At 72.9% G+C, this 15,471-nt stretch carries 11 protein-coding genes and 1 pseudogene; 3 read left to right on the top strand and 9 right to left on the bottom strand.

All coding sequences use genetic code 11. The annotated features are described in order from the left end of the window. Positions 1–408: a GntR family transcriptional regulator gene (locus OG992_RS11080; protein ID WP_112678633.1), complete on the bottom strand. Its 408-nt coding sequence runs from the start codon at positions 406–408 to the stop codon at positions 1–3. Between the two features lie 268 nt (positions 409–676). On the opposite strand from OG992_RS11080, the gene OG992_RS11075 reads away from it, so the two are divergent. Then, positions 677–1,945, top strand: coding sequence for an Nramp family divalent metal transporter (locus tag OG992_RS11075; RefSeq protein ID WP_238686344.1), 1,269 nt, complete (start codon positions 677–679; stop codon positions 1,943–1,945). A 132-nt stretch (positions 1,946–2,077) separates the two neighbouring features. Here the strand turns inward: OG992_RS11075 and OG992_RS11070 are convergent, their stop codons facing one another. The 8 genes and pseudogenes from OG992_RS11070 to OG992_RS11035 all read right to left on the bottom strand — a co-directional run bounded on the left by OG992_RS11070 (position 2,078) and on the right by OG992_RS11035 (position 13,102). Continuing rightward, the gene (locus OG992_RS11070; protein WP_238677066.1) at positions 2,078–2,350 is read right to left on the bottom strand and encodes a hypothetical protein; all 273 of its coding nucleotides are present in this window, start codon (positions 2,348–2,350) and stop codon (positions 2,078–2,080) included. Between the two features lie 176 nt (positions 2,351–2,526). Continuing rightward, a complete protein-coding gene (locus tag OG992_RS11065; RefSeq protein WP_266303161.1) occupies positions 2,527–4,830 on the bottom strand; it encodes a M64 family metallopeptidase in 2,304 nt (767 codons plus the stop codon). 161 nt (positions 4,831–4,991) lie between these two features. After that, positions 4,992–7,825: pseudogene (locus OG992_RS11060) on the bottom strand (DUF5682 family protein). Beyond that, positions 7,822–8,934: an AAA family ATPase gene (locus OG992_RS11055; RefSeq protein ID WP_091401268.1), complete on the bottom strand. Its 1,113-nt coding sequence runs from the start codon at positions 8,932–8,934 to the stop codon at positions 7,822–7,824. Before OG992_RS11055 ends, OG992_RS11060 begins: the two are co-directional and overlap by 4 nt. A 14-nt stretch (positions 8,935–8,948) precedes the next feature. Continuing rightward, positions 8,949–10,292, bottom strand: a complete 1,344-nt coding sequence (locus OG992_RS11050) for a VWA domain-containing protein (RefSeq protein ID WP_266303160.1) — start codon at positions 10,290–10,292, stop codon at positions 8,949–8,951. Continuing rightward, positions 10,289–11,680 (bottom strand): hypothetical protein, encoded by a 1,392-nt coding sequence (locus OG992_RS11045; protein WP_266303159.1) that lies wholly within the window; start codon positions 11,678–11,680, stop codon positions 10,289–10,291. The genes OG992_RS11050 and OG992_RS11045 overlap by 4 nt, the downstream gene beginning before the upstream one ends. Further along, positions 11,680–12,147: a hypothetical protein gene (locus OG992_RS11040; RefSeq protein WP_266305190.1), complete on the bottom strand. Its 468-nt coding sequence runs from the start codon at positions 12,145–12,147 to the stop codon at positions 11,680–11,682. The genes OG992_RS11045 and OG992_RS11040 overlap by 1 nt, the downstream gene beginning before the upstream one ends. 142 nt (positions 12,148–12,289) lie before the next feature. Then, the gene (locus OG992_RS11035; protein WP_266303158.1) at positions 12,290–13,102 is read right to left on the bottom strand and encodes a hypothetical protein; all 813 of its coding nucleotides are present in this window, start codon (positions 13,100–13,102) and stop codon (positions 12,290–12,292) included. Between the two features lie 151 nt (positions 13,103–13,253). Here OG992_RS11035 and OG992_RS11030 point away from each other — a divergent pair, with 151 nt between their 5' ends. Continuing rightward, positions 13,254–14,372, top strand: coding sequence for a hypothetical protein (locus tag OG992_RS11030; RefSeq protein ID WP_266303157.1), 1,119 nt, complete (start codon positions 13,254–13,256; stop codon positions 14,370–14,372). 29 nt (positions 14,373–14,401) lie between these two features. Beyond that, positions 14,402–15,451, top strand: coding sequence for a nitronate monooxygenase (locus OG992_RS11025; protein WP_266303156.1), 1,050 nt, complete (start codon positions 14,402–14,404; stop codon positions 15,449–15,451). Positions 15,452–15,471: the final 20 nt, after the last annotated feature.

Below are 15,471 nucleotides of genomic sequence, written 5' to 3'. Positions count from 1 at the left end.
TCACGCGGGCTCCTTCTGCGGGGCGTCGTCGGCGAGGGTGGCGCGCAACGTCGTCTCCACCAGGGCGATGACGTCCTCGGCCGTGAGACCGGCCGCTTGCGCCCGGTGCAGCCAGGCGACCAGGTCGTCGCGCAGCTCGGCCTGGTTGGGCAGGGACGCGCTGGCCAGCGTGCGCTGGACGAACGTGCCCACCCCGGGTCGGCCACCGACCAGACCCTCGATCTCCAACTCCCGGTACGCCTTCAGCACCGTGTTCGGGTTGATCGCCAGGGATTGCGCGACGTCCCGGACCTTCGGCAACTGGTCGCCCGGCGTCAGCAGGCCGACCCGCAACGCCTGTTTCACCTGCTGCACGAGCTGCATGTAGGTGTTCACCTTCGACCGGCTGTCCAGTACGAACTCGATCACTCCCGATGATCCTTCCTGTTGTCCTACGACAGTAGGACTAATAGACAGCTTCATCGGTGACTCACCCGGCTGTCAAGCCCGCGCGGCAGGTTCTGTTCGGGCACGGCGCGTCTCGTCCGGCGCGCCGCGCGCTCGCTGGCTGCGCATCGGGTCCGTGCCCGGCGTGGCGGGCCGACCCCGGTGGCACCGGCAGGCCACCGGTTGGCACCCAAGGGCCAGCCCGAGGGGAAGGGACCGGCAGCGATCCGCGTGGACGGGGAGGTGTTCGATGGTCACCAACGAACTGACGACGTCGAGGGCGACTCCACTACAGGCCGCCCGTGCCCGGGGCCGCGTACGCGGGCGACTGATCCTGCTCGGCCCGGCGTTCGTCGCCGCCGTCGCGTACGTCGACCCCGGCAACTTCGCCACCAACTCCGCCGCCGGCGCCCGCTACGGCTACCTGTTGGTCTGGGTCGTGGTGGTGGCCAACCTGATGGCGATGCTGGTGCAGACGCTCACCGCGAAGCTGGGTCTGGCCACCGGGCGTAGCCTGCCCGAGCTGTGCCGGGAACGCCTCCCCAAGCCGGTGAACCGGGTGATGTGGGTGCAGGCCGAGTTGGTCGCCATGGCCACCGACCTGGCCGAGGTGATCGGTGGTGCCGTCGCCCTCTACCTGCTCTTCGGCATCCCCCTGCTGCCCGGCGGGATCATCATCGGCACTGCCGCGTTCGCCGTGCTCGCCCTGCGCTCGCGCGGGTACCGCGCCTTCGAGGTCGTCATCGCCGTCCTGCTCGGGGTGATCGTGCTGGCCTTCGCCGCCAACCTGCTGGCCTCCGGCTCCGACCCCGCCTCGGCCATGGCCGGTCTGGTGCCCCGTCTGCAGGGCACGGACAGCGTGCTGTTGGCCGCCGGCATCCTCGGCGCGACAGTCATGCCGCACGTCATCTACGTGCACTCCGCGCTCACCCGCGACCGCATTCCCGCCGCCGACGACACCGAGCGTCGGATCCTGTTCCGCGGCCAGCGCACCGACGTGCTGCTCGCCCTAAGCGCGGCCGGCGCTGTCAACCTCGCCATGCTGCTGATCGCCGCGGCCAGCTTCCGGGGCGGCGGCCCGGGCGGTGCGGACAGCCTGGAGGGCGTGCACGCCGGGCTCGGTCAGACCATCGGGACCGCCGCCGCGTTCGGCTTCGCCGTCGCCCTGCTGGTCTCCGGGCTCGCCTCCACGAGCGTCGGCACCTACGCCGGAGAGGTGATCATGCAGGGCTTCCTGCGTCGGCGGGTACCGCTGCTGCTGCGTCGGATGGTCACCCTGCTGCCCGCCCTGGCGGTGCTCGCCATCGGCCTCGACCCGACCCGGGCGCTCGTGCTGTCCCAGGTCATCCTCAGTTTCGGCATCCCGTTCGCGCTGATCCCGGTGGTCGCCTTCACCCGCCGACGCGACCTGATGGGCAACCTGGTCAACCACCCGCTCACCACCGCCGCCGCGTCACTGGTGGCCGTGCTGGTGGTCGCGCTCAACGCGTTCCTCCTCTGGCAGGTCGTCGCCGGCTGAGGCGGCTTGTCAGCGTCGCGGCTGAGGCGGCTGGTCGGCGTCGCCGGCTGAGCCGGCTGGTCGGCGTCGCGGCTGAGCCGGCTGGTCGGCGCTGCGGGCTGAGCCGGCCGGGGCCGGCGGGAACGGGCGTTGTCAGGTGCGACGCCCCTCGTCGCGGGCCGGGATCTCCTGGCGCTGTTCGAGGGCGTCCGCCGGGTTGGCGTCGGCCGGCAGCGACGTCACCTCCTCGAGCGTGCCCGCCGGGAAGGCGCCCTGCTCGGCCAGGTCGGCCTCGGCCGCCTCCGGGTCCACGTCGCCCGACACCCGGTCCGGCGGCCCGACGTCGAACGCGTCCTGCCGTTGCTCAAGGGCATCCGCCTCCGGCGGAGGGAACGTGTCGCCCTGTTCATCCCGGTACGTGCTCATCGGAGCCTCCCACCCGGCGGGTTTCGACATGCCGCCGGGCCGCTGCCTACCCGCCGGCGCGGCACTCACGCCGCCGCGCCGGCCAAGATCTGGGCAGTTTCCGGGACAGTGCTGCCTCCGCGGCAGCGGAAGCAGCACTGTCCCGGTAGTTGCGCGGACCTTGAGTGGGTCTGGCGTCACGCCCGGCGGCACTGGTCCGCGGTGGGCTTTCGTACCGTGGTGGGCACCCCCAGATCGACCGGGGTCGGGCCACCCGAACAGGCCACCGTGCCCACCTGGCCGCCGGCGAGGATGGGCGCCGACGCGGTACCGGTCAGCGCCAGCGGCCCGGCCACCCGGGCCCCCACCATCGTGACGTGGTCGGTGGTGCCGGTCAGCGCCACCGCGCCGCGTACCTCGGTGTTCAGCACCTCGACGGCAGCGGCGCGCGACGCCGTCAGGTCTCCGGCGATCGAGGAGCCCTGGGCGACCAGGGCGGCGCCGGGCGCGACGGTGACCGGGCCGGTCACCGTGGCCGTGCGCAGGCAGGTGACACCGGCGGTGACGGTCAGCGGGCCGGCGTGCCGGCCGGTGATCACTGTGGTGCAGTCCGGTGGGGGCGGGATCAGCGTGGCCACGAACGCGCGGGCCGGCCCGATGTTGCCGACGGCGTCGATGCCCCGGTACTCGACGCGGTGCCGGCCGTACCCGGGAGTCCGCTCGGCGAACGGGGACACGGACAGGCCGCCCGAGCCGAGGTTGCCGTAGACCAGACCGTCCACGTCGGTGCCGGTGGCGGTGAACAGGAACGGTGATCGGGCGTCGGTGGGCCAACCGTAGTAGTTGTGCCACCCGTCGCCGTCGAGCCGGAACTCCGAGGTGACCTGACCGGTGCCGTCGTCGGTGCCGGTCAACCCCATGCTGAACGGGCCGTTGTACACGTACTCGGTGGGTCGGCCGGGCCGGGTAACGGTGAGCAGCGGCTCGGAGAGGGCGTACGCCACGTCGGGCCGTGTCGCGTCGACCGTCCAGGTGCGGGTCACCGCCTTCCCGGTGGCCGGTTCGCTGACGCGGGCGGTCAGCCGGTGGGTGCCCCGCGACAGGCGCAGGGCGGACAGGTCCACGTCCCGGTCGGTGCCGGTGTCGGCCACCGGCCGGCCGTCGAGGGTCCAGCGCACGCGTGGCGCCCGATCCGTGGGCTGGTTGGTCCGCACGTACACCACATCCTGCGCGCCGACCGGTCGGTCGGTCGCGGTGGACGCGGTGATCGCCAGCGGCGACTCCACCACCGGGGTACGCACCGTGGTGTCCACTGTCCAGGTACGGGTCTGGGTCAGCGCCGGTGAGCTGCGGATCGCCGGGTCGCGGACGAACTCCGTCGGGTCGGTCACCGTGGCGGTCACCGTGTGCCGGCCGGGGGAGAGCCGTAGTTTCCGCAGGTCCAGATGGCGGGCGTTGCCGGTGCGCGGCACCGCACTGCCGTCCACCGACCACGTCACCGTCAGCGCGTGGCTCACCGGGTGCAGGGTGTCCACCCAGAGCAGTCGGTCCGCGCCCACCGCCTGATCGGTGGCCGTGCCGCCCTGCACGATGCCGACCCGGGCGGCGATCCGTTCGGTCATCCGCTCGCGGCCGACCTGGTCGAAGTAGAAGCCCAGCGACTTCATCATCGAGTGCCGGCTCGGTCGCCACACCCCACGCTGGAGGTACAGGCCGCCCTCGTAGCGGCCGATCGTTCCGCCCGACTCGCTCGGCTCACCGAGCCAGCGCCACCACTTGGCCCGGGTGTCGCGCATCTGCCGCTCGGTCAACACGGTGTGGTGCGCCGAGTCCGGTTCCGGCCCGCTGTAGGTGTCGCCCGGCACCCCACGGCCGTAGTAGTCGTACTCGTCCTGCAAGCCACCGAGCGAGTGCCCCAGCTCGTGCGGGCTGATCAGCGCGGAGAGGGCGTTGCCGCCGGAGGCGGTGGCGTTGCTGCCGCCGGCCCCGCCGTAGGTGCCGCTGTTGGCCAGCGCGATCAACTGCCGGTTGCCGGGGTTGGTGCCGCCGGCCAGGTCGGCGTACGCGTTAGCGGCGGTGCCGTCGACAGTGAGCAGGCGTTGCACGCTCGCCGGGTTGCAACCACCCCAGAAGCCCATGCCCAGCGCGGTGTCGCGTCGCGGCGCGGACAGGCCGGGGTCGCAGTCCACCCCGGACTCCGCCGAGACGATCTCCACGGCGTAGACGTTGAAGTAGCTGCGGTAGGACTTGAACGGCTCGATCGTCCACAGGGTGTTGAGGTGCCGGTCCACGTGTGCTCGGAAGGTGGGCAGGTCGGCCTCGGTGTAACCGTCGCCCAGCAGCACCAGGTTGAACCGCGTCGCCGGATCACCGGTGACCTGGATCGGCACCACTGTGGCGCTGGCCACCGGGGCGGCGGCCGGTGTGGCGGCGGCCGGTGTGCCGACCGTCAGTCCCGCCGCGACGAGCGCCGCGACACACAACCCCGCTTTGATCCGCACCCTGCGCCCCTTTCCATGGCCGGCCGGCTTGGCGGCGCCGGGCGCCGGGCCCGGCGGGGGCGCCGTCGTCGGGGCCTGCCGTGACCGTGGACATCTCGGACCGTACCGGTCCGCGCACCGACAGGTAACCCTCGGCGGTCCTCGCTGGACGTCGAGGCCGGTCACACCCCCAGGAGCGTGGCCACCGCCGTGGCGGTGTCGGGGTGCCCGTTCAGCAGGGCTGACAACGCGGATCGGTCAGTGGGCGGATCGGGCAACGGTTGCCACCCGCCCGGACAGCCGAGCAGCGCCGCGACAGCGTCGACCGCCTCCGGGTGGGCGGCGAGCAGCGCGCCGACCGATCGCTGCGGCGCGGCGACGGTGACCGGCCGGGCTGGTGACGAGGGCGCCACCCACGGCGGCACCCAGGAATCCAGCTCGGGCAGCGCGGTCGGGAAGGTGCGCCCCGCCTCGCGGACCAGCAGTGGGACCAGCTCCGGCCCCTGATCCCGCAGGGTCGAGATCAGGGTGGGCAGCCAGGGCAGCAGGACCGGGTCGGGCAGCCGGGCGAAGGCGTTCGACATCGTCTCGACGACGAACGGCGCCAGCCCGGGCACCGGCTCCAGCGCGTGCACGAAGCCGGCCAGATACTGCGGGAAGGCCGGCAGCACCAGCGGATTGCCCAGCAGTTCGGCGCACCGGGCCCGCAGCTCGGCCAGCGGCAGCAGCCCGAGCTGGTGCTGACCCGCCCAGAGCAGGGCGACCTTCGGCGGCGCGATCGGGTGCGCCTGTGCCACCGCCAGCTCCAACTGGGACCGGTCGCAACCCAGCGACAGGGCGAGGCCTTCCATGGAGAACAGGAAGCCGAGCATCGCGGCGACCTGCCGGACCTCCGTCTCCTCGGCGGCGATGGCGGTCGGCAGCAGCGTGCAGTAGTGGGCGTATCCGGTGGTCACGAACGCCTCGCACCAGGCCGGCAGGGTCGACGAGGTGGCCCGGTAGTGGGCCAGCAGGCGACGGACGCGGCGCAGGACGTCCGGGGCGTCGTCGACGGTGCGCTCGGCGGCGAGCAGGTCGACCGCCCGGGCGCCCAACTCGTCGACCAGTCGCGGGCTGTCGAGCAGCCGGATGGCGTCCTCGACGGCCGTGAGCGCACCGGCGGCGGTGGCGTCGGGGCCGCGGACCGCCCGGCGCAGCCGCTGCTCCAGGACCTGCTCGACGGTCACCCCCTCGTAGCCCAGCTCGATCAGCGCGCGCTGGTTGCGGCCGAGTGCCAGGTCCCAGCTCTCCTGGATCGAGCGGTGCCCGAGCCGACGCTCACCCATGATCGGACGGACCGCGTCCGGGGGCAGCAGGTGCCGAAGGATCCACAGAAGGTCCGAGCAGCGGGCCAGCTCCGGCTGGCCGGCCAGATCCAGCAGCGCCCGCTGGACGGTTCGCTTCTCCAGGGCCAGGCCGAGTGGCTGAAGCCGGTCGAGCACGTCGCGGGCCAACGGCGGAAGGGCGTCGTAGCCGACCTGACCGAGCCGGTCGCCGCCCAGCAGGATCTCGCAGAGCCGCCGGACGTCGCGCCGGCCCGGCACCACGTCCTTCTCGATGCAGGTGACCGCCGCGTCGGCGAAGTCGTAGGGGGTGGGTCGGGCCCGGTTGCGCAGCCCGGCCAGCAGGACCGAGGTCTCGAAGACGGCGATCGCGTCGGCGGTGCTGGCCAGGTACCCGTTACGCCGGGCCAACCGGACGATGTCGACGCACCAGCCGCGCAGCTCCGCCTCGTCCAGGCCGTTCAGGTCGGGCGGCGCGGCGAGGAAGCCGGTGAGCCGGTCGCTGACCGGCTCGGCGGCGCGGGAAGGTGTCGCTGGGGCCTGACCCCGCCGCCTCCGGGTGCTCGAGGTGCGCTGGCCGTCCAGCCGGTACGGGGACAGCCCGTGCCGGCTCACCGCCTTCGTCCAGGTCGCCGCCGCGATCGAGACAGAGCCGGGCGCCAGGCCGAACTGCGTTTCGATAGCGGAGTGGCTGGACGGGATGAGCCCGTACCGCCAGCGGGTACCGGTGCGTGGGGTGATCTCGAAATCGTCGGCCGTGGAGCCCAACCCGAACTGCTCGACCCGGCTGGCGGCATGGAACGCGCCGCAGACGTAGAGGCAGTCGGTCGGGTCGACGCCGGAGGTGGCCAGGTGCTGACGCATCCGGGTCCACATGTACCGCTCGCGGTCCTCGTCACGGTCCAGTCGGTCGGAGCCGGCCGGGCGTAGCCGCCGGAACAGGCTGCCGATCAGCACCATCACCTGCCGGTAGGTGTCGTGGTCGGCGTCAGCCAGCGGGCGTTCGATGTACTGGTCCCACCACTCCGACCAGTGCCGCACCTTGCCGTGGTGCAGCAGGTACGCCTCCAACTCCGCGAACCGGGGTCGCAGGTCACCGATCTCCACCCCGACGGCGTCGCCGTGCAGCGCGGACTCCTCGCCGGTGTCCGCGGCCGTCCCGACGTCGCCGCCCTCGGCGGCCGGGCCCGCGTCGGAGGTGGGCTGGTCCCTCGGTGACCACTGGAAGACGTGGTCGGTGGAGCGGTCCACCAGCACCAGTTCGACGCCGGGGGTCTCCAGCGCGTACGCGATGGCCTGGTATTCCGCCGACGCCTCGGTCACCGGCGCGACGACGCTGAGCGGCCCCCAGTCGGCGGGGAAGCCGGACAGCTCCGAGGCGAACGCCTGCACCGCCACCGGGAGGCGGAGTTGCGCAGTTCTCCGAGCAGGGGCTGCAGATCCTCGCACAACTCCAGGTAGATCACCCGGGGCTGCTTGGCCCGCAGCCGGCGCACCATGGCGAGCGCGGAGGCCGGCGAGTGGTGGCAGACCGGGAAGATCTCCAGCCGCTCGCCGAGTGCGCGGTCGACGTCCTCGACCATCCCGGAGAGGATCGCGCCGAGCGCGTCGGGGCTGCCCGCGAATGCCGCGGCCGCGTCGGTGAGCTGCTCGCGCAGCGCGCCGAAGGCACCGGCGACGGTGGGTGCGCTCACGACAGGGACGCGATCGCCTGGCGACCGCCGTCGAGGAAGCCCGCCCACCCGTCGTCGTCCTTGCGCGCCCGCGGCTCGACCACGCCGTGCAGGTACTTGTTGAGGATCGCCAGGTCCTCCGGGCTGCGGCGGGCCAGCGAGCCGACCAGCGACCCGGCGAGGGTCGCGGCGCGCAGTGTGCGGTCGCCGAAGAACTGGCTGTGCAGGATGGCGTCCTCCAGGACACCGATCTGCTCAGCGGTGGACAGCGCCGATTCCAGCTTCTCGTCGTCACTGGTCGCCGAGGCGGCGCCGGCCCGCAGGTCGGCGAAGCTCTGCAACAGGATGTCCAGCAGGGTGGGCGGCACGTCCAGCTCGATGCGGTGCCGGCGCAGCAGCTCCTCGGTGCGGAAGCGGACGATCTCGGCCTCGCTGCGCTTGTTTGTCACCACCGGTATGCGGACGAAGTTGAACCGTCGCTTGAGCGCCGAGGAGAGGTCGTTGACGCCCCGGTCGCGGCTGTTCGCCGTCGCGATGATCGAGAAGCCGGGCTGGGCGAAGACGATGTTGTCCTGGTCCAGTTCGGGGATGGCGACGTACTTCTCGGACAGGATCGAGATCAGCGCGTCCTGGACGTCGCTGGTGGAGCGGGTCAGCTCCTCGAAGCGGCCGACCACGCCGCGCTCCATCGCCGTCATGATCGGTGACGGGATCATCGACTCCCGGGACTGCCCCTTGGCGATCACCATGGACACGTTCCACGAGTACTTGATGTGGTCCTCGGTCGTACCGGCGGTGCCCTGCACGACCAGGGTCGAGTTGCGGCAGATCGCGGCGGCCAGCAGCTCCGCCAGCCAACTCTTGCCGGTGCCGGGGTCGCCGATCAGCAGCAGGCCACGGTCCGAGGCAAGGGTGACGATGGCGCGTTCGACGAAACTGCGGTCGCCGAACCACTTCTGCGGGATCTCCCGGGACAGGCCGTCGGCCCGTTCCGAGCCGAGGACGAACAGCCGGACCATGCGCGGGCTCAGGCGCCACGAGAACGGCTTCGGGCCGGTGTCGACCGACTCGAGGAAATCCAGCTCGTCGGCGTACGTGACCTCGGCGGGGGCGCGCAGCATCTCGGACATGAGGGGTGGGTCTCCTAGGTGAGGAAGTTCTTCAGCTCGACGACGAGCTTGCGGATGTGGCCGGAGATGACCGGGGTGCCCTGGTCTTTGAGGCGCTGCCGAAACCAGGGGTTGACGCTCTGCTGCCCGGAACTGCTGACCGAGCCGACCGGGATGACCCGTGCACCGGAGCGGTGGACGGCCTGCAGACCGTCGAAGACCGCCTGGTTGTTGACCTCGTAGAAGTCGGAGATCCACACCAGCACGGTGTTCTTCGGCTCGGCGATCTTCGGTCGGGCCAGCGCCAGCGCCGCCGTGCCGTCGGTGCCGCCCCCCAACCGGGTACGCAGCAACACCTCGAACGGGTCGTGCACCCACGGGGTGAGATCCAGTGCCCGTGTGTCGTAGGCCACCAGATGCACGTCCACCTTCGGCAGCCCGGCGAAGATCGACGCGAGGATCGTGCAGTTGACCATCGAGTCGACCATGGAGCCGGACTGGTCGACCACGACGATGAGCCGAGCCGGGGTGGTGCGCCGGGCGGTGTGTCGGTAGTAGAGCCTGTCGACGTAGAGTCGCTCGTCCTCCGGGCTCCAGTTGGTCAGGTTCTGCCAGATGGTGCGGTCGAGGTCCAGGTTGCGGAACACCCGCTTGGGTGGCACCGAGCGGTCCAGGGCCCCCACGCTGGTTTGCTGCACCTGCGTCCGGAGCGCTTCGGCGACCTCGTCGACGAAGCGCCGGATCAGCGCCTTGGCGTTGGCCAGGGCCACCCCGGAAAGGTTGGACTTGTCGCGCAGCAGTTGCTCGATCAGTGACATGCTCGGCGTCAGCCTGTTGGCCAGCGTCGGGTTCGCCAACACCTCCCGCAGGTGCATCCGCCGGACCAGGTCGCCCTCCAGCCCTCCCAGGGTGGCAGCCAGTTCGCCGCCCTGGCGGCGGAGGTCACCGGGCTCGCCCCCGAGAGCCTGCTCGAACCAGCCGGCGTCGGACTGCCAACGGGCCAGTTGGGTGGCGCTGACCGGACCGGAGCCGGTGGCGAACACGTTGAGCAGCACCTTCGACACCAGCGCGGCCCGGCGCACCTCGGCCGCACCCGGACGGTAGGCCGTGTCGTCGTCGTCGTCCGTCCGGGCGTCGTCGGGGGTGAGCAGCCCGCGTAGCTCGGCGGTGAGCGCCGGGAAGCGTTGCACGATGGTGTCCACCGAGACCGCCGGGTCCAGCAGTGCGGCTGGCAGATCGAGGTCGTCGACGACGGCCATGCTCGCCGACTCCAGGCTGGGTTGCTCGTCGCTGTCGAACAGGCGGGACAGCAATCGCCAGTAGAGGACCTGGCGGCGATTGGCGTCAGCGAGCCCGCCGGTGGGGATGGGCGCGTTCATCGGCGCAGCAACCGTCCCGCGCGCTCGCGCAGCACGGCCACGGCGTCGCCCGTTCGGGCCTCCTCCTTGGCGATCTTCGGATCCGTGACGCCGCACGCCCAGTCGCCGTTGTGCGCCTGCACGGCCCGCCGCTTCACAGTGGCGGACACCGCCAACGGCTGGAGCTGCCACTGACCGTCGTCCCAGCGCAGCAGACCCAGCAGGGCCGACGCGGCACCGAGCAGGTCGGCGTTGAGCGGACCGGCGGCCGGCAGTCGGTCGACGGCCAGCGAAATCCGTTCGCCGTCCACCTCGACGGCGAGCCCGCCGTCGTCGTCGCGCACCGGGGTGCCCTCGATGAGGACCGGCTCGGCGATGCCCGCCGGGTGGCGATCCAGCGGAGCGGTCGCTGCCGCACTCGCCGCGGGCAACACCACCCGGGCGGTGGCGAACGGGTCGGCAGGCTCGTCGAGCCGGACCCGATCGTCGGCCCAGCCCAGGTCGCCGCCGTGCAGCGGCAGGTCGGTAATGGTCAGTGCCCGCCCCTCGGCCAACGCGGTGAGTAGCGACGGGTGCCCCGAGAGCAGTCGCCAGACTGCCGGACCGATGATGGTGTCCACCTTCGCGGCGGCGACCGCGGTGCGCACCAGCCGCGTCGGTCCGTCGCCTGCCGGTTCCAGGATGGCGTGCAACTGAACCTGCACGGCCGTGTCGTGGGTGTGCACGTCCACACCGAGCGGCAGCAGCCGCCCGGACACCAGTGGCGCTTCCCCGGGCGGCGGCACGCCCTCGGTGAGCAGCACGCCCCGGGCCCAGAGATCGGCCCACCGGCGGGCCGGCACCTCGGTCATGGTGGCGATCGGCACGCAGGCCCGCAGCTCCGCGGCGAAACCGTCGAGCAGTACCGCGATGCGGCGAAGCTCCGGAACGGCCAGGGTCGCCTCGATCACCGTGGCGGCGGCGGAGAGTAGCTCGTCGTCGACGCCGTGCCAGCCAGTGACCGCCACCTCGTGCCACCACGCCCGTGCACCGGCCAGGGCGGACGGGGTCTCGGCGGGCCTGATGCCCGGCGCCGTCCATGGTGAGCGGGCCCGGCCCAGCGCGGTGTCGAGCTGCCCGAGCAGGGCGTCGTGCGCAGCGCCGAGCAACGCCGAACGGGCCCCGGCGAGCGCGGCGATGTGCTCCGGGGTGACCGACCCGGCGACGACCGCGTCGACCGCGGCGGCCACCGGGTCGACGAGCGGGGTGCCGGCCAGCGCGCTGGCGAACGCGGCCAGCGCCGTCGCACCCCGTTCGCCGACTCGGCCGAAGCCGCCCGCGAGAGCGTCGTCGAAACCGGCTACCACCTCGAGCGTGTCGACCAACCCGGCCGGAACCTCGCGCAGCCGTGCGACCTGAACGCCGCGCATCAGCGGCCCGCCCCGGTGGCCGGGAACCAGTGCAGCTCGGGCAGGGTGGCCGTACTCCCCGGCAGCTCCAGATAGGACAGGTGACGCAGGAAGCGACTGAACACCACCGCAGCCGAGGCCGGCTCGGGCTGGCCGTTCAGCCGGGCCAGCAGGTCGGTGCCGCCGGACACCCCGTCGCCGACGTCGACCCGGAGGTAACGGGCGACCCGGTCGACGCCGTATTGGAGCAGAGCCTCATCGGTGAGCGCCTGCAGGTGCTTGCACGGGGCGCCGCGCAGGCCGCCGCAGGGCCGGTTGTTGTTGGTGCTGCACTGGTAGGCGTGGGTGCCGGCGGCGACCGACGAGACGTAGACCCGCTCGACGTCCGACCCGCTGGAGACAACGCCCTGCAACCGCCCGTCGGCCAGCTCGACAAAGGGCACCTTGGTCAGCTTGCGAGGCCGGGCGGGTGGCACCACCGCCAGCACGCTGCGCCGTCGCCATCCGGCGCCGTCGGCGTCCGTCACGTCACGCCCTCCCACCATCGAATCCCCAGGGTGATGCGCATGTCGGCCCCTCCCGGCGCCGCTGCGACGACACGATCATGGACCACGGGTACGACAGCTTCGGTCAGTCGGTCGTCGCCCCGGGGGTGGTGTGCCGGCGGGTGCCAGCGGCCACCCCCAGCGCCAGCAGCACACACACCGCGCCGACCAGGAAGAGCAGCGACGCCGCCGGCTGGCCCAGCCACTCCCAGTACGGGTGCCAGGCCGGGTGTGGCTCGCCGAGGTGGTGGTGCAGCAGCTGTGGTGCGGCCAGCGGCACCGGCAGCCACCACAGCACAGTGGCCACACCGATGAGGCCGTTCACAGTGCCACGGCTACGGCCGCCCTCGGTGCGTCGGGTGACCCAGCCGAAGACCAGCCAACCGGCCACCGCGCCCAGTACCGTGCCGAGCACTCCGGCGGGGACCACGAGGGGCGGTGGCGCGCGGTGCAGCTCGACCGAGAGGTAACTGGCGTCGACGGCTGTCTGCGAGGAGATCGAGGCGTTCAGGATGGTGTCGCCACGTCGGGCGGTCAGCGCGCCGAGTGCGCCGGCGCCGGTGGCGCTCTCCTGATACTCGCCGCCGTCACCGAACACCAGGGTCCGCACGGTCCCCAGGCGCAGCGCGTGCCCGTAGACGACGAAGAGCGCCGGCGGGGTGTCGATCTCGCCGAGGTCGTGGCCGGGAAAGACGTCGGTGAGGATGACGGCGGCCTCGGCCCGGTCGGGTTGCGGTCGGGACGTCTCCCAGGCGGCCCGGCTGGCCAGCGCGCCGGTGAAGAGGCCGCAGACGACCGCGGCGAGCGGCACCCACGCGACGGCGGCGCCACCGGCCGGGCGGCCGAGGCGGCGCAGCAACCGCCGTCCGAACCCTGTGGCCGGCGCGGTGTCGCTCACGGACATGGCCACCCTCCGGCGTGAAGATCAGGCGGAGCGACAGTACATCGACCAGGGAACCCGGCGCGTCCCCCCGATGACCGTCGGCCGTGGCCGGGATCGGCCAGGATGGGCGGGTGGCCGGTCACGGCCACGACGAGGAGGGTGGGCGATGCGGGTACGTGGACGGTTGACCTGGGGGCGGCGCGCTCGTGCGGGGGCGGTGGTGACCGCGATGCTCGCGGGCGTGCTGCCGCCGGCCGTGGTGCTGGCGCCGGGCGCTGCCACGGCGGCCGCCGCGGCGGCGGGGACGCCGGTCTGCCAGGTGCGCGACGACCGGCTGCGCGAGATCTCCGGGATGGTCGCCACCGACGACGGGTACGTGGTGATCAACGACGGGGCCGACGACGAGGCCCGCCGCCGGATCTTCTTCCTCGACCAGCGCTGCGCTGTGGTGCGCGCCGTCTCCTTCCCCTCCCGGCCCCGCGACACCGAGGACCTCGCCATCGGCCGGGACGGCACCGTCTGGGTCGCCGACATCGGCGACAACGACCGCTCCCGGTCGACCGTCGGCGTATGGCGGCTCGGGCCGGGGGCGAAGCAGCCGGTGCTGCACCGGATGACCTACCCGGACCGTCCGCACGACGCCGAGGCGCTGCTGCTCGACGCGTCCGGTCGGCCGCTGATCGTCACCAAGGGCGGCAGCGGCACTGTCTTCCTGTACGCGCCGGCCACCGCGTTGCGGCCGGACGCGTCGACACCGCTGACCGCGCTCGGCCAGGTGACAGTGCCGTCGACCACGACCAGCAACCCGTTCTCGTTCCTGGGGCGCGGGGTGATCACCGGCGCGGCGAGCGCACCGGACGGACGGCGGGTGGTGCTGCGCAGCTACGCCGACGCCTTCGAGTACGACGTGCCCGACGGCGACGTGGTCCGCGCGTTGACCACCGGCACCCCGCGGATCACCCCGTTGCCGGACGAGCCCCAGGGCGAGTCGATCACCTACAGTCGCGACGGCCGGTCGCTGCTCACCGTCTCCGAGTCCGCCGGTCAACCAGCCGGCACCCGCTCGACGATCCTGCGCTACCCGGCCACGGCCACCACACTCACCGCAGCGCCCTCCACGGAGTCCGTCGGCCCGCTGTCGCCCACCGCGGTCCGTCCGGCCGCCGGCGAGGTCGGCGGTGGAGAGGGCGGGCGGACCTGGCCGCTGGCGCTCGGCGCGGGAACGGTGCTGGTCCTGCTCGGGTTGGCCGGCGTGCTGCGGTGGAGGCACACCGCGCGCCGGTGAGCGGACCGGCCCTGCGGCAGGATGGGGGGATGTCCGTCCTGTCCATGTTGCGCCACCCGATCGTCGCCGCCCCGATGGCTGGTGGCCCGTCCACGCCCGCGCTGGTGACCGCCGTGTCCGCCGCGGGTGGGCTGGGCTTCCTCGCCGCTGGGATGATCGACACCGGCCGGCTGGTCGCCGACGTCGCCGAGGTCCGCGCGCGTACCGATCGGCCGTTCGGTGTGAACCTCTTCCTGCCCGACCCCGGCGGCGTCGACGAGGCCGCCGTCCGGGCGTACGCGCAACGGCTCGCCCCGCAGGCCGCGCAACGCGGCGTGAGCCTGGGCGAGCCCGTGGGCGGCGACGACGCGTACCCGGAGAAGCTGGCCGCGCTGCTCGCGGACCCGGTCCCGGTCGTGTCCTTCGTGTTCGGTCTGCCCGACCGGGCGGCGGTGACCGCGCTGCGCGAGCGGGGCACCGAGGTGTGGGCCACAGTCACCCGCCCGGACGCCGCGAGCGCCGCTGCCGACCTGGGTGTGGACGCGGTGGTGGTGCAGGGCACCGAGGCCGGTGGGCATCGCGGCGGCCTGCCGGACGACGACGACTACGGGTTGCTGCCGCTGCTCCGGCTGGCCGCCGCCCGCTGTGACCGGCCACTGGTGGCCGCGGGTGGCCTCGTCGACGGCCCCTCGGTGGCCGCCGCGCTGGCTGCCGGCGCCGCCGCCGCGCAACTCGGCACGGCCTTCCTGCGCTGCCCGGAGGCGGGCAGTTCGCCGATGCACCGGGCCGCGGTGGCCAGTGCCGCGCCGACCGCGTTGACCCGGGCGTTCACCGGTAAGCGGGCCCGTGGCGTGGCCAACGACTTCCTGCGCGAGCACGACTCGGTGGCACCGAGCGGTTACCCCCAGGTGCTGCACCTGACACGTCCCCTGCTCGCCGCCGCCCGGCGCGACGCTGACGCATCGGTGGCCAATCTGTGGGCCGGGCAGGCGCATCCGCTGGCCCGGGACGTTCCGGCTTCGCAGGTGGTCGCCGAGGTCAGCGCCGACGCCCGGGCCGCGCTGGCCACAGTGGTCGAGCGGTCCAGCCGCTGGGGCTGACCAGGACGCCGGCCAGCGGC

The sequence above is a fragment of the Micromonospora sp. NBC_00362 genome, from assembly GCF_026342155.1.
GTDB classification, from domain to species: Bacteria; Actinomycetota; Actinomycetes; order Mycobacteriales; family Micromonosporaceae; genus Micromonospora; species Micromonospora hortensis.
The sequence above is the reverse complement of the archived record's forward strand: the minus strand, read 5'-3'. Positions and strand labels throughout refer to the sequence as shown.